Annotated in this window: 18 protein-coding genes; 9 read left to right on the plus strand and 9 right to left on the minus strand. The window is 43.5% G+C overall.

The window, feature by feature from the left end:
- Window positions 1-12 precede the first annotated feature (12 nt).
- Together QUA01_RS08260 and QUA01_RS08265 are read right to left on the minus strand one after the other, a co-directional pair.
- Window positions 13-1,962, minus strand: a complete 1,950-nt coding sequence (locus tag QUA01_RS08260) for a hypothetical protein (RefSeq protein ID WP_333089054.1) — start codon at window positions 1,960-1,962, stop codon at window positions 13-15.
- Between the two features lie 99 nt (window positions 1,963-2,061).
- Window positions 2,062-2,454 (minus strand): transporter, encoded by a 393-nt coding sequence (locus QUA01_RS08265; protein WP_333089056.1) that lies wholly within the window; start codon window positions 2,452-2,454, stop codon window positions 2,062-2,064.
- Between the two features lie 156 nt (window positions 2,455-2,610).
- Between QUA01_RS08265 and QUA01_RS08270 the strand changes: the two genes are divergently transcribed.
- Together QUA01_RS08270 and QUA01_RS08275 are read left to right on the plus strand one after the other, a co-directional pair.
- Window positions 2,611-3,789 carry a glycosyltransferase family 2 protein gene (locus tag QUA01_RS08270; RefSeq protein ID WP_333089059.1) on the plus strand — a complete coding sequence of 393 codons (1,179 nt, stop codon included), beginning with the start codon at window positions 2,611-2,613 and terminating at the stop codon, window positions 3,787-3,789.
- Window positions 3,790-3,849: 60 nt separating this feature from the next.
- Window positions 3,850-4,530: a class I SAM-dependent methyltransferase gene (locus QUA01_RS08275; RefSeq protein WP_333089060.1), complete on the plus strand. Its 681-nt coding sequence runs from the start codon at window positions 3,850-3,852 to the stop codon at window positions 4,528-4,530.
- Between the two features lie 93 nt (window positions 4,531-4,623).
- On the opposite strand, the gene QUA01_RS08280 is transcribed toward QUA01_RS08275, so the two are convergent.
- Together QUA01_RS08280 and QUA01_RS08285 are read right to left on the minus strand one after the other, a co-directional pair.
- Window positions 4,624-5,199 (minus strand): hypothetical protein, encoded by a 576-nt coding sequence (locus QUA01_RS08280; RefSeq protein WP_333089062.1) that lies wholly within the window; start codon window positions 5,197-5,199, stop codon window positions 4,624-4,626.
- A gap of 164 nt (window positions 5,200-5,363) precedes the next feature.
- Entirely contained in the window at window positions 5,364-5,600 is a 237-nt protein-coding gene (locus tag QUA01_RS08285; RefSeq protein ID WP_333089064.1) for a hypothetical protein, read from the minus strand.
- A 74-nt stretch (window positions 5,601-5,674) separates the two neighbouring features.
- Here QUA01_RS08285 and QUA01_RS08290 point away from each other — a divergent pair, with 74 nt between their 5' ends.
- The 6 genes from QUA01_RS08290 (at window position 5,675) to QUA01_RS08315 (ending at window position 7,456) form a co-directional block, all read left to right on the plus strand.
- Entirely contained in the window at window positions 5,675-5,890 is a 216-nt protein-coding gene (locus QUA01_RS08290; protein WP_194068126.1) for a hypothetical protein, read from the plus strand.
- Window positions 5,890-6,084, plus strand: a complete 195-nt coding sequence (locus QUA01_RS08295; protein WP_194068127.1) for a type II toxin-antitoxin system RelE family toxin — start codon at window positions 5,890-5,892, stop codon at window positions 6,082-6,084. The genes QUA01_RS08290 and QUA01_RS08295 overlap by 1 nt, the downstream gene beginning before the upstream one ends.
- Before the next feature lie 298 nt (window positions 6,085-6,382).
- On the plus strand, window positions 6,383-6,613 hold the full coding sequence (locus QUA01_RS08300) for a hypothetical protein (protein ID WP_194068128.1): 231 nt from the start codon (window positions 6,383-6,385) through the stop codon (window positions 6,611-6,613).
- Window positions 6,614-6,681: 68 nt separating this feature from the next.
- Entirely contained in the window at window positions 6,682-6,882 is a 201-nt protein-coding gene (locus QUA01_RS08305; protein ID WP_193972564.1) for a hypothetical protein, read from the plus strand.
- Complete coding sequence (locus tag QUA01_RS08310) at window positions 6,882-7,136, plus strand: ParE family toxin-like protein (RefSeq protein WP_193972563.1); 255 nt, start codon at window positions 6,882-6,884, stop codon at window positions 7,134-7,136. The genes QUA01_RS08305 and QUA01_RS08310 overlap by 1 nt, the downstream gene beginning before the upstream one ends.
- A 92-nt stretch (window positions 7,137-7,228) precedes the next feature.
- Window positions 7,229-7,456: a hypothetical protein gene (locus QUA01_RS08315; RefSeq protein ID WP_333089071.1), complete on the plus strand. Its 228-nt coding sequence runs from the start codon at window positions 7,229-7,231 to the stop codon at window positions 7,454-7,456.
- Between the two features lie 101 nt (window positions 7,457-7,557).
- Here the strand turns inward: QUA01_RS08315 and QUA01_RS08320 are convergent, their stop codons facing one another.
- The 3 genes from QUA01_RS08320 to QUA01_RS08330 all read right to left on the minus strand — a co-directional run bounded on the left by QUA01_RS08320 (window position 7,558) and on the right by QUA01_RS08330 (window position 8,974).
- Window positions 7,558-8,220: a GUN4 domain-containing protein gene (locus QUA01_RS08320; RefSeq protein ID WP_333089073.1), complete on the minus strand. Its 663-nt coding sequence runs from the start codon at window positions 8,218-8,220 to the stop codon at window positions 7,558-7,560.
- 164 nt (window positions 8,221-8,384) lie between these two features.
- Complete coding sequence (locus tag QUA01_RS08325; protein ID WP_333089074.1) at window positions 8,385-8,657, minus strand: hypothetical protein; 273 nt, start codon at window positions 8,655-8,657, stop codon at window positions 8,385-8,387.
- A gap of 77 nt (window positions 8,658-8,734) precedes the next feature.
- Window positions 8,735-8,974, minus strand: a complete 240-nt coding sequence (locus QUA01_RS08330) for a hypothetical protein (RefSeq protein ID WP_333089075.1) — start codon at window positions 8,972-8,974, stop codon at window positions 8,735-8,737.
- A gap of 278 nt (window positions 8,975-9,252) precedes the next feature.
- On the opposite strand from QUA01_RS08330, the gene QUA01_RS08335 reads away from it, so the two are divergent.
- Entirely contained in the window at window positions 9,253-10,626 is a 1,374-nt protein-coding gene (locus QUA01_RS08335) for an ATP-binding protein (RefSeq protein ID WP_333089078.1), read from the plus strand.
- A gap of 88 nt (window positions 10,627-10,714) precedes the next feature.
- Here the strand turns inward: QUA01_RS08335 and QUA01_RS08340 are convergent, their stop codons facing one another.
- Both QUA01_RS08340 and QUA01_RS08345 read right to left on the minus strand, forming a co-directional pair.
- Complete coding sequence (locus QUA01_RS08340) at window positions 10,715-11,290, minus strand: Uma2 family endonuclease (protein WP_333089080.1); 576 nt, start codon at window positions 11,288-11,290, stop codon at window positions 10,715-10,717.
- Window positions 11,291-11,454: 164 nt separating this feature from the next.
- Window positions 11,455-15,450 carry a magnesium chelatase subunit H gene (locus QUA01_RS08345; protein WP_333089236.1) on the minus strand — a complete coding sequence of 1,332 codons (3,996 nt, stop codon included), beginning with the start codon at window positions 15,448-15,450 and terminating at the stop codon, window positions 11,455-11,457.
- Window positions 15,451-15,825: the final 375 nt, after the last annotated feature.

Genomic DNA, 15,825 nt, shown 5'->3' on the forward strand with positions numbered 1-15,825 from the left:
ATAAAACTGATATCACTGCTTGTTTTTATTGCTTGACAAATCAATTACAAAATTTGCTCCATCATCATAAATCCGTTTTCTCGTTTGACCGAGTTTTTGTAAGCTATCTTGAAATTCAAAAGTGTTCAATGCCTGATTTCGGAGCCAAAAACCTAGTGCCTTGACTTCGAGTCTATATTCTAGAGATTTCCTAGGAAAGTTCGCTTCATCAGCGTAAGAATATGCAACATATCTAATCGATTTTGAAACTAGATAATCTGCTAGCGCTTCTTCTCCTTTAAAGGAAGGCATACCGGGCGGAAGGCTAGCCCCGCCTGGGTAGTCTGCAATCCAGATTGTATGTTTCTTAAAATTCATTAAAAAAGGTTTGTCAAGTCTTGTTAAAACTATTTCTCCTTCAGGAACCGAATCTAGCATTTTTGAATATTTTTCTCGCTCGTCTCGTGTCACTAAAGGTACATTTTTTAAACCAGAGGCAATGTTCTCTAAATAATTATTATATTGTCTAAACATTTTGTCGCCCTTACAATTTATCGCTAACAACAATGACAAAAATAATCCACCAATGAAACGCCTATTTCTTAAGTTGAAGTTTGACATTTTTGGCTCGATGTTTTCCATAACAACCAATATTAATATCAGGAACACAACTAATAGTAGTGAATATGAATAGCGGTCGATATCCGAGCCTCCAGTAGAAATTCCTATGATTGCAACGCCCATCACATTACTAAGATTAATAGACAGAGTTGCTTCCCTAACAATTGGCTTTTTATGGAGACCAACCATGAAAAATCTAATTCTCAATACAGTCAGTAAATAAACAATTGCTAAAATTGCATATAGCTTGAGTCTAAGTGCTGAAAATCGAAAAAGCTCTCCAAAAATCTCATTGCTAGGAAGCTTGACCGAGCCTCCGTATACAGAACCATGAAAACCTTTCCCAAGTATGGGATATAGTAAAGTCCCTGATGACTGATACAGTGAGATCGACCAGGGTAAAATAAACACAGCCAATAAAATACTAGCCAAACAAAATTCGTAGATTGCTTTATGCTTTATTTGGCTGCCAAGGATATAGAAAAAATAACTAAAGGTGAAGAAAATAATACACGCGGGAATCAAGGTGGTTTTTAAAGCGCAGATGGCGGCTGCAAGCAATCCTACAATCGCAGCATTACTGTGGATGTTTGTTGCTTTTAGCTTGTCCCAATCAAAAACTCTAAATAAGCTGAAGAAAAGACATACCGGAATTAATATACCAGTTGTATTTGTATGATCTCGGCTAATTAATAAAAATGCGAACACAATCAGTAATGTCGAGCTTTTTGAAAATTGTTTTTGCTGACAGTATCCGATCGTGAGTCCTATCATTACGACTAAGGCGCATCCGGGATCGATCAGATATAAACTTCTTTCATCCAACAGGCTGAGAATTAATGTATGCAAGAATGATTGTCCTCCCAGTGCAGATACCAATCTTCTTTCGCTGAAAGGATCGGAACCAAGAGAACCTATTTGAAGCATTTTATGGGGGAATACAAAATAGGCGTGGTAGTCATCGTGAGGATTAAAATTATACCAGGCCACTGAACCACTGTATTGCACAGCAGCCAGAAGCAAAGCGATAAAAGTCCCGATCGCCAAAAAACTATTTTCTTTAAAAGCATTAATTAACCGATTCAGCTCGTCGGCGATCAAAGTTTTATTTGCCCAGGCATCTATTATTCCGTAAAGTGCGCCCAAGCATATATATATTAAAATAGTTGCTTGCGAAATAGTCCATGTCACATTTAATAAACCACCAAATATAATCGTCCAAGCTATCCCCCAAGCGGCTCTTTGTCCCCAGTCAACTCTGTACTGAGGAAAAAGGATGCGGTTGACTACTCCACCCCAACCAATCAGGGATACAAGAATGAAAATTCCCCAGGCAAAAGAAATAAAATAATAATAATTCATAATTGTGACCTCAGTATCGATTTAGAAGGTTACGATCAGACACACCCTTTGAATTAAGTTATCAACTCAGCACTCAATGATCAATGTTAAAAGCGATCGCTAGTTGCCCCCAGCGGTTCCCCCACTTTGACCTTGGAGTACAAAAATTACTCCCGTCATAATTAGCCCCACGCCTACCAACCGCAGCGGTGGCAAAGGCTCGTTAAATACAATTTTCCCGCCCAACACAGTAAACAGGTAACTAATTGACAGTAAAGGCGAGACTATGCTAATGTTGGCGCGAGACAAAACGACGATAAAGCCGATCGAAGAAACTGCATACAAACACAGACCTCCAACTATCAAAGGCTGAGTTGCCATTGCGAGAATTTTTTCCACTAAATTAGCCGCGCCAATGGGCCCTAAGATTTTTGCTCCTGCTTTCAGACTAAATTGACCCACTACACTGCACAAAATAGCAGCGAGCAAAACTAGAAAAACGCTTCTACTCATAAATTAACTAACCTAATATTACAAAAAAACGGCAGTTGGGAAAAAATTGAAAAACTTTAATTAAGTTTTGTTGATTTTTATTCACAACTAATAATTTAAGCAGAGATACTGGAAAAGTAAGTATTGTCGATCGCCAGCAACGCCTGGAATAAACCTATGGCAGAACAGACCAACACCAGCGGGGAATACACTCTCGAACTCTCGATACTCATGCCCTGCCTCAACGAAGCAGAAACTTTAGAAATTTGCATCGAGAAGGCTCAGAGGTCACTGCGCGAACTGGATATTGCCGGCGAGGTCATCATAGCAGACAACGGCAGCACTGACGGTTCCCAAGATATCGCCACCAAAATGGGGGCCCGAGTCGTGCCCGTAGCAGCCAAAGGCTACGGCAGCGCCCTGATGGGAGGCATCGTAGCGGCGCGCGGAGTTTATATTATCATGGGCGACGCTGACGACAGCTACGACTTTTCTAACCTCGGTGCCTTTGTCGAAAAATTGCGGGGAGGCTGCGATTTAGTCATGGGAAACCGCTTTCAAGGAGGCATCAAACCGGGTGCAATGCCGCCGCTGCACAAATATTTAGGAAATCCGGTGCTGACATGGGTTGGGCGGTTATTCTTTGCAAGTCCCGCCGGCGATTTTCACTGCGGATTGCGGGGTTTTAGGAGAGACTCAATTTTGAAACTCGACTTGCAAACAACGGGTATGGAATTTGCTAGCGAAATGGTCGTCAAAGCATCTCTGTACAAGTTGAAAATCGCTGAAGTCCCAACGGTACTATCTCCCGACGGGCGCAGTCGCCCGCCGCACTTGCGAACTTGGCGAGATGGCTGGCGGCATCTCAGATTTTTGTTGCTTTACAGTCCTCGCTGGCTGTTTTTGTATCCTGGTGTGGCGCTGATGATTTTGGGTATAATTGTTACCATCTGGCTGTTGCCCGGTACTCAAAAGATTGGCAGTATTAACTTTGACGTACATACGCTGCTTTATGGGGCGATCGCAATTATCGTCGGTTTTCAAGCAGTAACTTTCGCCTTCTTCACCAAAGTTTTCGCCATCAGCGAAAAACTGCTGCCGGAAGACCCCAAACTCAACAAAATATTTCGCTACGTTACCTTAGAAACAGGATTGATTACCGGAGTCACGCTGATATTAATCGGAATAGTTGGCTCGTTTTTGTCATTAACTATCTGGAGCGATACAGCTTTCGGTTTTCTAGATCCTTCTAAAACTCTCCGTTTAGTTATTCCCTCGCTCACGTGCCTGACCGTCGGTTTACAGATGGTTCTATCCAGCTTTTTTCTCAGCGTGCTGGGCTTGAAGCGCAGGTAAACTAATTATCACTGAAACACTACAACCTCTGCTCTGAGTACATCCAAAACCTCAAATCCTATGACAATAAATCAAAAAAACTCCAGCGAGTACGTAGGCCCCAAGCTTGGTGGTTTCGCCACCAAACTATCTTGGTACGCCCGCCAAAAAATGTTTAATTTACTCATGGCATTAGCCAATCCCAGCGGCGACACAACCGTGTTGGATGTAGGAGTAACTTCCGACCGCCGCGAAGATTGCAATTTTTTTGAGAAACTCTATCCCTACCCCCACAAAATCACCGCTGTGGGCATGGAAGATGCTGCATTTTTAGAACAAGAATATCCCGGTTTAAAGTATGTCCGTTCTAACGGTTTGACTTTACCATTTCCAGACAAAAGTTTTGATTTAGTCGTGAGTTTTGCTGTCATCGAACACGTCGGCAATCGAACTCAGCAAAAAACTTTTATTCGAGAACTTTGCCGCGTCGGCAAAACCTGCTGCATCACTACTCCTAACCGCTGGTTTCCCGTAGAATTCCACACCGCTGTCCCCTTAATTCACTGGCTTCCCCCCTCTTCGTTTCGAGCTCTTTTGAGATTGCTGGGCAAGAACTTTTTCGCCCAAGAAGAAAACCTCAATCTTTTATCCGAAAAAGATGTATTGCAGATGCTGCCAGCAGAGGCTAAAATTGATACCAAACATTTCCGGCTTCTCGGTTTAATATCCAATTTGCTTTTTTATGTAAAAAATCCCCTGTGATCGAAGAAACCTGATTTTTACTTTTACTGTTGGCTGCAACGAAAGATGTTTGGAAAAAACCAAATTTCTGACTATCTCCGCGTCCAAGACTTTCTACAATTTTGTTTCTAAATCCAGCACAAAATTTTCTCCGTCTTCATACAATTGTTTTCGAGTTTTTGCAAGTTCCCACACGTTATCCCGAAAGTCGTGAGAAAGTTTTGCTTGCAGTCGAAACCAAGATGACAATCCAGGCCCTGAAGTATCTACAGCAGGATGATGGAGACTCCAAGACGAATAAGCTATGTATCGAATAGATTTTGTGGCTAAATAGTTTGCCAAGGCTTCAGGGCCTTTGAAGGCAGGCATACCGGGTGGCAAACTAGCTCCCCCGGGCCAGTCAGCGAGAAAAATTTGATTGCGTTTAAAGTCGAGAATAAAAGGTGCGTCTAGTCTGGTCAAAACTGTTTCTCCTTGTGGAATAGACTGCTGTAGGGCTGCATATTGCGACTTTTGCTTGGCTGTAGCTAACGATGGATTTGTTAGTCCAAATTGAATGTTTTTTAGATACGCTGAATAAGTTTGTTTGGTGGTATCCCAATCGTAGCTAATTGCCAAACCAGCACAAAATACAGCAACCAGAAAAAAATTGCCTGCTTTGTTTTTATTTGATGGGTCCGTGTCGGTCATTGCTATTGCGAGCAATATTAAAATTGCTGGGAATAGGTGGGAGAAAGAATAGCGAAAAGGGTTGGCATTTTCGGTAAGTACACGGCAACTATTGCCAATCCCGCTGCAATTGTCATAGATAAAGCTGCTTGGCGGTTGGAAAACGATGGTGGAAAAATTTATTTTTAAGTTAAAATTTGGGGATTAACTATCGCCCGAGGAGAGCACCAAAAGGTCGATCGCCCTAACAGCAATATCCTCTGGCGTTCGATCGCGCGAAAAGCTAGCGGGGATCTGGCATTATACTGATTTTCTTCCGATGCTGAGTGTGGCGGGCCAAAGCGATCCGGCAGGCGATCGATAGTTAATCCGCGCGATCGCACTTCGGGAAGAAAAGGGCGATCGCACTTTCTTTGAGCCAAAATCAGTTTGATTGGGTTTGGCTCAAAGAAAGTTGCTATAATTTATCGATAATCCCACAGACTAGGAGATTAATATGCAAGTCAAAGATATGACAGTTGAGCAACTGCGGGACTTGATTCGGCATACCGTTGAACAATGCTTAGAAGAATATTTGGGCGATCCTGATGCAGGTTTAGAAGTTAAGGAAGAAGTCAAGCTGAAATTGTTAGAGTCAATGAAGCGCAAGCAAGCAGGAGAAAGCAGCATCGAAGCGGGGGAAGTTTATCAAAAACTCGGCATGAAGGCGTAATGAGCTATTTGGTTGAGTTGACAGCAGAAGCTCTGGTTAACCAAGAAAGATTGACTCAGCCTGTGCGGGAGCGTATAGGTAATAAAATCAATTGGTTGGCTGAAAATTTTGAACAAATTACTCCTATGCCGTTGTCGGCTAATCTGGCAGGTTTCTTTAAGTTAAGAGTGGGTGATTATAGCAATCCGATCTGAGTCTCACAACACAACGCCCTCTTGTCTTCCTAGACTTGTTGTATAGCAAGGCTTTCAAATTTTACGGATCTAGAAAATCACTTAGGATTGCTATATCGGGTAATTTATTCTTTTGATGATGATTTAAATGTGATTACTATTCACCAGATTGGACACCGGAGAGAAATTTATGATTAACTGAAGTGCGATCGCACTTCGGGAAGAAAAGGGCGTACTTGGGAAGAAACGGGCGATCGCATTTTCCTAGAGCCTAAATTGCTATAATAACAATCAGCCCAAAAATCTCAACATAAAGCCTATGTCTACTTATAGCGAGGTACTAAGTCAGGCTCAAAGTCTCACTCTTGAAGAGCAACAGCAACTTTTAGAATTTTTGTCAGCATTGATTCGTCAGCGGGAAACAACCGAGACTCAGGATAGCAGTCAAAGATTGCCCAGGAAAAATTTAAAGAGATGGCGCGGTTTTTTACCGAAGCGTGTGGATGCTTTGGAATTCCAGTTGCAGCTAAGAGAAGAATGGGATGAGTAATATCTCAATCACTTCGATCGCAGTGCTACGATAAAATCAGCGAAATAAAGTGTAATCTAAGACAGCCTATGTTGACTGTAGAACAGATAGAAAATGCGATTCTCGAACTTCCGCCGAACGAAATTGGAGAGTTGTTAGAGTGGTTTTTGAATTTGGATTACCAACGATGGGATATTCAGCTAGAGAAAGATATTGCTAAGGGTAAACTGGATGCTTTAGCAGGAGAAGCGATCGCCGATTTTGAGAGTGGTAACTATCGAGAGATTTAATGCACTATACTACTCGAAAATTTTGGGACTGTTATAACGCTTTACCCTCAACGGTACAGGCTACAGCAGATCAGTGTTATGAGTTGCTGAGGGTCGATCCGTCTCATCCTTCTTTACATTTTAAGAAAGTTGGTAAGTATTGGTCTGTAAGGGCTGGACAGGCTTATCGCGCCTTGGGTGTGGAAATTGAAACAGGTATTTTGTGGTTTTGGATTGGGACTCACGCAGAGTACGATCGGCTGATTGGTAAATAAGGGCGATCGTATGGAAAAAAGGGGCGATCGTACTTCCCTCGATCCTAAATTGCTATAATGACAATCAGCCCAAAAATCTCAACATAAAGCCTATGTCTACTTATAGCGAGGTACTGAGTCAGGCTCAAAATCTTACTCCTGATGAGCAACAGCAGCTTTTAGAAGTATTGTCAGCTTTGATGCGCGATCGGGTAACAACCCAGACTGAGGGTAGCAGTCAAAGATTGCCCAGGAAAAATCTCAAGAGATGGCGAGGTTTTTTGCCGTATCGTGTGGATGCTTTGGAATTCCAGTTGCAACTTAGAGAAGTGTCTTGGTAACTCGCAATGCTGAGGATTTTAAGCGCGTTGATGGGTTAAGAATGTTGAATCCATTTGATTAAGTTGGGCGATGTGTTGACTGAGCCTAGGTATCTTTTTTTCTACTTACGACAGCTCATAAGTCGATGAAACACGCCTACCATAGTACGGTAATGAAATGGATGATGCCAAAATAGGGAGGGCAAATGACCCTCTGGTGCTGACTCTTGATAAATTCGACGAGAATCGTCCCATCCTATTATGTTATAGAATTTATACATGGCATCGAAATTAGCTGATAATTCAAGTTCGTCCTCGCTACTTTCAATTTTTTCTCGCCTGTTAAATTCTTTTTTCTCATTGTAAAGACGAAGATAAATATCACTCCAAATCATAAATTGAACACTAAAACCAAAACGTCCTTCGCTGTATTTGACCCACAGCCTGTCTATAGTACATATATCTGTGCAAGGAATTCTTGGTATTTTCCTGTTTTGAGGATCGGGATCCATTAGGTCAAGGTCTATAGAGGAAATTTTTTCAAAAAGAGATTTAGTTTCCTTATTTGCGGATTCAAAATCTTTAACTGCTAGACACTTCCGCAGGTTTCGATAATCTATCCCTACTGCTGAACTCAGATCGTCATTCAGTTGACTTTCATCAATAGTGGGGTATCTTATTTCATTACGATTAGGAAGGCTAGGAGTTTGATTTTCCTTTTTATTAACTAAGACAAAGTAAGCAATAGTGGCAATCACAATTACAATTAGAATTAATGTCATCATTATCAATCCTTATCGACAAATATTTTATATATAACGGAGAGCTTAAGAAATGATGGCCCTTGCGCCCTCTCTCATCCTTCCCACTACCGCATAGTAGATCCGAGAGAGCGATCGCCCAACCTTTAACTTTTCCTGTAAATGTGGGCGATCTCAAGTTTTCTCAATCAATCCTTCCATTTCTTAAGCGTAGTTGCGTAGAAATTCGCTTTACGCCAAGCTTCATCAGCGGATGAGGCTTTACCAGCAGATTCATTACCAACATATACTTCGCCGGTATCTTCATCCCAATAATAATCGTAAGGGGAATCTTCTGGCGTTTTAACTGTACCCATGTGTTTTCTAGCCATAACTACTCCATTGATGTTTGTAAGATTCAACTCAATCTCAGTATTAACTGAACTCTGACTAGCAGGTTTGGTGAAGTTATCGTCTAACATTTAACCTTTGCTATAAATGTTGGCAATCGCGTTCCATTAACCCTCCAACATTTTCAAAATAAAAGCGTGATATCTGATTAATTAAAAACCGCAGGAGTGATCTTAATCCCCTTTTGATTGGCTACATAAACTCTGTGTCTTCCACTATAAACTTCGTAAGGTGGTGTACCTTTATGCAGAGTTATAGGATCTGTTTCGTCGTGAAGCAGACTTGAGATAGAGTCAGGAGAATTTTCTATTGACCTTATTTTTCCTTCAATGAGTTCGCTTCTATTTGGGACTCGAATATCTGACATTTTTACAGGGACAGTTTCCATTTGGTTGAGTTCTGTAACGCTGAATATGGGATGTTCATGAGGTTGAGTAAGTCAGAGATGTCGGGACTTACCCCAGACACCCCGCAAATTCCAGAAATATCGACAAGCCCGGTTGTAGCACGATCGCCCTCAGTGCAACCAACCTCTACTCCAAAAATCATACAATGACCACTTTGGCTCATCGCCCACCCACTCACTTTAGAAAATGTTATGTAATGTTATCTAAAAAGTTATAAAAAATAAGTTATAATAACTAAAAATTACCCCAGACGCGCTCTATGGAGCTTAACGAAGTCTTAAGATTTGCAGATAAGAAAGTTTTTTCCACAACAGGAAAGCACTTAGACGACCTGCAAGAAGCTATTTTAAAAGAAGTGCTGCAAGGTAGAAAATATGCAACAAGAGTAGCGCAAGACCGCGATTGTAGTGAAGGTTATGTTAGGGTTGCTGCTTCTGAATTATGGAATATATTATCAGATGTCTTCGGCGAAGAAGTTAGCAAGGTAAATGTTAGAGCTATACTGGAAAGAGCGAATTTTTATAATCATTCATCAGCTATTGGTGAAAATTATGGAACAGTTAATCATAACGTCAACTTTTGTCAAGAAAGGGCGAGAAGTCCAACAGAACCCCAAAACTCCCAATTAACTTCTAAACAACCCCAAATTGACTTAGGCGACGCACCGGAAATATTCACCTTTTTCGATCGCACTTCTGAACTCTCCACCCTCGAAAACTGGATAACGGGCGATCGCACACGCCTGATCGCACTCCTGGGAATCAGCGGAATCGGCAAAACAACCCTCTCCCTAAGCCTGATCGATCGCATCAAAACCCAATTCGATTACGTCATCTATCGCAGCCTCCGCTTTTCCCCAACCCTCGATGCAACCCTCACCAACCTGCTGCAAATCTTTTCCCAACAATCAGAAATTCCCCAAAACATCGAAACCAAAATTTCCCAAATCCTCGATTACCTGCGAAAATACCGATGTCTGATTGTCCTCGATGACGTACAGATGCTTTTGGGCAGCGGGCAACTAGCGGGACAATATAAAACTGGATATGAAGATTATCAGTTATTGTTTAAACTAATTGGCGAAGTTTGTCATCAAAGTTGTTTGATATTGAATAGTTGGGAAAAACCCAGAGAAATTGCCAGATTATCAAAAGATAATCATCCCGTGCGATGTCTGGTATTGGGAAGTTTAGGAGTCGCAGCTAAAGAAATTTTGCACTCACAAAAGTTATCCTATGAGGAAACATGGTCAACTTTGATTGATATTTATCAAGGCAATCCTCTGTGGTTGGAGTTCACTGCAACGCTGATTCAAGAGTTGTTTGGGGGGAGAGTTTCTGAATTTTTGCACTGCGAGATGCCGATTTTAGATGAAGGGTTGCAATCTCAGTTATCTCAACCTTTTGGGCGTTTGACTGCGGCAGAATTGGCAGTTATGGTTCACCTAGCTAATCAACCTGAACCCGTTGCTGTGTCGCAAATTTTCAACAAAATACCATTTTCGCCGTCAGAAATAGTCAATGCAGTGCGATCTCTTGGAAATCGGTTTTTATTGGATACGCAGGAACAGGAACAGATAACTTTGTTTAGTTTGAATTCAGTGGTGAAACAGTATGTAAAAACTCAGACGTAGGGAAACGGCACTGCCGTTTCCGTATCCCTAGGACACGGCACTGCCGTTTCCCTACCGTTTTACTGTATCGGACAGGTACGATCGCACTTTACCAAATCGACTCAAGATTCAAAATAAATCCGGGGAGAACATCTTCACCTGATACAGTGGCTGGAGATTCTAAAACTTCAACTTCTCGATCCTGACGATAAATCTCTACTTGTCGCGATCTGCGATTAATCAACCAACCTAAAACAGCACCGTTATCTCGATATTCTTTCATCTTATCCTGAGTTTCTTTCAAACTATCGCTGGGAGACATTAACTCAACGACAAAATCAGGACAAATGGGCGGAAATTTCTTTTGTTGTTCGGGAGTTAGTGCATCCCAACGTTCTAGCTTTACCCAACAAGCATCAGGCGCTCTATTTGCACCATTGGGAAGTTTAAAACCGCCAGAGGAATCAAAAACTTTACCCAGTTTATTTCGCTGATTCCAAATCCAAATTTGTGCAGTTAATCCTGCATTGCTGTTGCTAGTTTCTCCTCCTGCTGGTGACATGATAATTAATTCTCCCTTAGCTGTGCGTTCCAATCTAATATTTTCATTCTCCTGACAGAGTTGGAAAAACTGCTCGTCTGTCAGCTTGATAATTGGGTTGAGGTTGAGGGTGAGGGTAGTCATAGCGGTATTTTATCGCGGCTAAACGACCTTTATTGGCGATTGTAGCATATCGAGTGAGTTGCGAGGGCGATCGCTTCCTACTCATCAAAACCCTCCCAAAAATATAAGGACACAGCATTGCTGTGTCCCTACAGATTAAAGGCTATCGTCCGAAATTCGGAGGTTTATTCTACTCCCTCAATCCGGTCTTCCACCTCCTGATACAACTCACGCAACCTGTCCAAATTGTTCTCCGAAGTCTCCCAATAACCCCGGCCATTCACCTCAAGCAAAGTGCTCACAATCTTGCGGAACGAATGAGGATTCAGATTCAGCAAACGCTTCTGCATTTCCGCATCTTCGATAAAAGTAGTGTTGACATCCTCATACACCCAATTATCCACAGCGCCAGCAGTCGCACTCCATCCAGTCGTGTTTACCAGACGCTTAGAAATCTCCCGCACGCCTTCATAACCGTGGGATAACATCCCCTCGTACCACTTCGGATTCAGCAGCTTGGTGCGCGAATCTAAACGCACGGTTTCTGATAGCGTCCGCACCTGCGCGTTGGCTGTGGTTGTATCAGCAACAAAGGATGTCGGTTTCTTTCCATCTGCGCGCAAACTGCCGATCAATTTAGTCGGATCGGAGTCGAAATAGTGCGACACGTCAGTTAGCGAAATCTCCGCAGAATCTAAGTTTTGGAAGGTGACATCAGCAGTTTTTAAGGATGACTCAAAAATCTGCCTGTCTTGTTCCATTGTTCCCGGATTGTCGGAAGAAAAGGCGAAGGATTTGCGGGTTAAATACATTTCCTGCAACTCGGCTTCGCTTTCCCAAGTGCTGTTTTCCACCGCCAAGTTGACGTTAGATGAATAGGAACCAGAGGCATTGGAAAATACCCGGGTTGCTGCTTGTCGCAGGTTGATTCCCATTTCTTCCGCTTGCTTCAATGCGTGTTTCCGGACGAAGTTCATCTCTAACGGTTCGTCGGCTTCCGCTGCCATTTTCACGGCTTTATCTAACAAATTCATCTGGTTGATGAACAAGTCGCGGAATACGCCGGAACAGTTAATTACTACGTCGATTCGAGGCCGTCCCAACTCTTCTAAAGACAGCAATTCCAGTTTGTTTACCCGGCCCAAAGCATCAGGAACTGGCTTAACTCCCACCATCCACATTACTTGGGCGAGGGATTCGCCGTAGGTTTTGATGTTGTCGGTTCCCCAGAGCACAACGGCGATGGTTTCGGGATAGTTTCCGCCGTTATCGGTGCGCTGTCTTTCTAATAGTCTGTCAACCACAACTTTAGCAGACTTCACCGCACCCGTCGTCGGGATTGACTGCGGATCTAAAGCGTGCATATTCTTGCCAGTCGGCAAAACATCCGGGTTGCGAATCGGATCGCCGCCGGGCCCAGGGATAATGTATTCGCCTTCTAGGGCGCGCAACAAAGCGCCTAATTCGTTGTCGGCACAAACTTGCTGCAAGCAGAATTCCAGATACTCAAACAGCGGTTTAATCGGTTCTGGATCGACTTTTTTGTAACCAGCGGCGTGCAAGGCATCAATCCAAGGTGTTTTCTTGCCCATGTTGAAGAAATTCAACTTGGAAACTAGGGAAACTCGGCCTTCAGCGTCGGTTTGTTCCTTCACCAAAGCGCTGACTGCATCCCGACAGGCTAGGGTGATGTTTTGCAGCAATTCGACATCAACTAAAATGCCTTTGTCGCTGTTAGTGTAAACTTCTTCGATATCGCGTCCCAGACTGTTAGCGATAATTCGCGGTAAGCTGATCAAGTTGTCTTCTTCGCGGTCTAAATTGGCGATATTTACTAAAGTTGCGATCGCCTCTTCGGCAGTTGGCGGCTTACCGATAATATGCAAACCGCAAGGTAACAACCGCGATTCAATCTCCATCAACTTGCGGTAAACCAAGCCAACTAAATTGTCCCGTTCCTGGGCAGTCATCCCCGCAGCAACGCCTCTTTCCTGTTCGGGAGGTAGGTCAATATCTTTGTCTAAATTGACCAAACGGCATTTTTCGACGATCGCATCCACAATCGGCACACCGCGCCCAGTCTCTTTCAAAGTTTGATAAGAAGCAATTAACTCGCTGAGTTCCTGCAAACCTTTGTACAACCCAGCATTTTCAGCCGGAGGAGTCAGATAACTGATTGTTTCAGCATAACTGCGGCGCTTAGCAATTGTTGCCTCACTAGGATTATTAGCAGCGTAATAATAGAGGTTAGGAATCTTGCCGATCAAACTGTCAGGATAACAATCGACAGACATTCCCATCTGCTTACCGGGCATGAATTCTAGGGAACCGTGAGTGCCGAAGTGCAGCACCGCATCCGCACCCCAAATGCGCTCCAAATATGTGTAGTAAGCAGCAAAACCGTGGTGCGGGCTGGCGGAACGAGAGAATAACAACCGCATCGGATCGCCTTCGTATCCAAAAGTAGGTTGCACTCCGATAAACACATTGCCAAAATGTTTGCCGTAAATTAGCAAATTTTGTCCGTCGCTGTTCAAATGTCCCGGAGGCGGGCCCCAATTTTCTTGCAATCGTTCCGAGTAAGGAGTGAATTCTTCATACTCAGCTACGGACATCCGGTGAGCAATATTTAACTCAGGACTTTGGTATTGGGCTGTGGCGTCGTGGATGACTTCTTGCATCAGCTTTTCGGCAGATTCCGGCAGTTCGGGCAAGTCGTAACCGTTGCCTTTTAGGGCTTTCAATACTTCGTAAATTGAGCCGAAAACGTCGAGGTAAGCGGCTGTTCCGACGTTGCCTTTATCGGGAGGAAAACTGAAAACTGTGATCGCAACTTTCTTATCTAATTTTGGTTTGCGGCGCAGCATTGCCCATTTCATGGCACGCTGGGAAATTGCTTCGATTCGGTCTTGTAGGGCGATCGCCTTGCCAGTTGCGCCATCTCTTCCCGACAAAATAATCGGTTCGATCGCACCATCCAACTCAGGAATGGCAACCTGCAAAGCAACTTGAATCGGGTGCAAGCCCAAATCGCTATTTTCCCACTCTTCCGTCGTTTGGAAAACCAGCGGCAAAGCCACCATATAAGGGCAATTGAGCTTTTTCAAAGTATCGATCGCCTTTGGGTGATCTTGTTTCGCCGGGCCACCTACCAAAGCAAAACCAGTCAGAGAAACTACCGCATCAACTATCGGCAGAGGTGTAACACCTTTGGCCCCGACTTCCAAGAAAAAAGTCTCAACTGGTTTAGAGAAGTCCAAACCGCCGGCAAAAATCGGCAAAACCCGCGCCCCCATTGCCTCAAATTCCTGCACGATTGCGACGTAGTGCGCGTCATCTCCGGTAACTAAGTGAGTGCGCTGCAACACTAAACCGATGCAGAGTGCGAGGGGGTCTTTGAGGTCTGCGGAAATATCTGTGCGGGCATTATACCAGTTCAGATATCCTTTGACATCCTCAAACATTCCTGGTGCCAAGGGATGCCAAATCCCCATATCTGGGTAGACAACCGGTTCTTGAAAACTTAGCTGTTCCTGGCCTTTGAAGACATATTTATGGGACAGCATCAGCAGGAAGTTTTCCAAGTTTTCTTGGGAACCGCCCAGCCAATACTGGAAACTCAGCATGAAGTTGCGGGCATCTTGGGCTTTGTCGATCGGCAAATATTTCAGCACTTTCGGCAAAGTTTGCAGCAGTTTCAGCATTCCGTCTTGGAAGGAACTCCCGGATTTTTCCTTCCGTTTTTTCATGAATTCGCCGATCGCGCTTTTGCTTTGTCCCAACTGCGCCATCGAGAAACTGCCCATTTTATTCAGGCGCATCACCCCCGGCATCGACGGGAAGACAACGGCGACATCCAAGCTGTCGCGCAGCGGTTCTACAGCCGCTACCACTTTTTCGGCCAAATCTTCGATAAAAATTAGAGAAGCAATAAATACGTTGGCATCGGCCACATCCCGCTTGAAGGCCTCGTAATTTTCCGGGCTGCGGAGTTCCTCGATCAGGTAGCCGCTGATTTCTATTGCCAGATTCGGATTTTTGTTATTTATCGCTCGAACCGCTGCCGACAGGGCGCTTTGATACTGCGGTTCTAGTACGACATAGACCACCTTCATGAGCGATCGCCCCTGCAAGTTTTCCGGCACGACGTGGCGAATGGTGGGCTTGACGTGAGTGAACATCCGGTTAGGCTCCTTTAAGATGCTGTTTTCGGCAATCGGGAATTTTTTTATCCCATAAGCATTTTTACCAGAAAACGCTTGCCATTGGGCGATTTGAGCCTGCACATGACACAATTCGACAAATTTATGACGATTTTTCGTTACATTATTTGACAAATTCCTTGAGCAAACACTCCAAATTTTATTAGTAAATCTTTACTTGACAGAAAAACAAATATATGAATTCATAAAATATGATAAAAAAATAAACGATAGACCAATCTTTGAGAAAAACGCTCCTGACCAAGGTTCCAAAGTTTGTAGAACTAATTAAACTGGCGATCGAGCAATTAATCAAATGCAGAAAAAAATCAGTTCCGAATCTGCAATTTTCCG

The sequence above is a fragment of the Microcoleus sp. S36a_B3 genome (assembly GCF_036700745.1).
In the GTDB taxonomy this organism is placed as follows: domain Bacteria; phylum Cyanobacteriota; class Cyanobacteriia; order Cyanobacteriales; family Microcoleaceae; genus Microcoleus.

Coding starts and splice junctions, on each gene's coding strand:
- QUA01_RS08305 (WP_193972564.1), top strand. CDS start 6,682: ATGTTGACTGTAGAACAGATAGAAAATGCGATTCTCGAACTTCCGCCG.
- QUA01_RS08345 (WP_333089236.1), bottom strand. CDS start 15,450: ATGTTCACTCACGTCAAGCCCACCATTCGCCACGTCGTGCCGGAAAAC.
- QUA01_RS08315 (WP_333089071.1), top strand. CDS start 7,229: ATGTCTACTTATAGCGAGGTACTGAGTCAGGCTCAAAATCTTACTCCT.
- QUA01_RS08270 (WP_333089059.1), top strand. CDS start 2,611: ATGGCAGAACAGACCAACACCAGCGGGGAATACACTCTCGAACTCTCG.
- QUA01_RS08260 (WP_333089054.1), bottom strand. CDS start 1,962: ATGAATTATTATTATTTTATTTCTTTTGCCTGGGGAATTTTCATTCTT.
- QUA01_RS08320 (WP_333089073.1), bottom strand. CDS start 8,220: ATGATGACATTAATTCTAATTGTAATTGTGATTGCCACTATTGCTTAC.
- QUA01_RS08310 (WP_193972563.1), top strand. CDS start 6,882: ATGCACTATACTACTCGAAAATTTTGGGACTGTTATAACGCTTTACCC.
- QUA01_RS08330 (WP_333089075.1), bottom strand. CDS start 8,974: ATGGAAACTGTCCCTGTAAAAATGTCAGATATTCGAGTCCCAAATAGA.
- QUA01_RS08300 (WP_194068128.1), top strand. CDS start 6,383: ATGTCTACTTATAGCGAGGTACTAAGTCAGGCTCAAAGTCTCACTCTT.
- QUA01_RS08295 (WP_194068127.1), top strand. CDS start 5,890: ATGAGCTATTTGGTTGAGTTGACAGCAGAAGCTCTGGTTAACCAAGAA.
- QUA01_RS08265 (WP_333089056.1), bottom strand. CDS start 2,454: ATGAGTAGAAGCGTTTTTCTAGTTTTGCTCGCTGCTATTTTGTGCAGT.
- QUA01_RS08325 (WP_333089074.1), bottom strand. CDS start 8,657: ATGTTAGACGATAACTTCACCAAACCTGCTAGTCAGAGTTCAGTTAAT.
- QUA01_RS08340 (WP_333089080.1), bottom strand. CDS start 11,290: ATGACTACCCTCACCCTCAACCTCAACCCAATTATCAAGCTGACAGAC.
- QUA01_RS08275 (WP_333089060.1), top strand. CDS start 3,850: ATGACAATAAATCAAAAAAACTCCAGCGAGTACGTAGGCCCCAAGCTT.
- QUA01_RS08335 (WP_333089078.1), top strand. CDS start 9,253: ATGGAGCTTAACGAAGTCTTAAGATTTGCAGATAAGAAAGTTTTTTCC.
- QUA01_RS08290 (WP_194068126.1), top strand. CDS start 5,675: ATGCAAGTCAAAGATATGACAGTTGAGCAACTGCGGGACTTGATTCGG.
- QUA01_RS08280 (WP_333089062.1), bottom strand. CDS start 5,199: ATGACCGACACGGACCCATCAAATAAAAACAAAGCAGGCAATTTTTTT.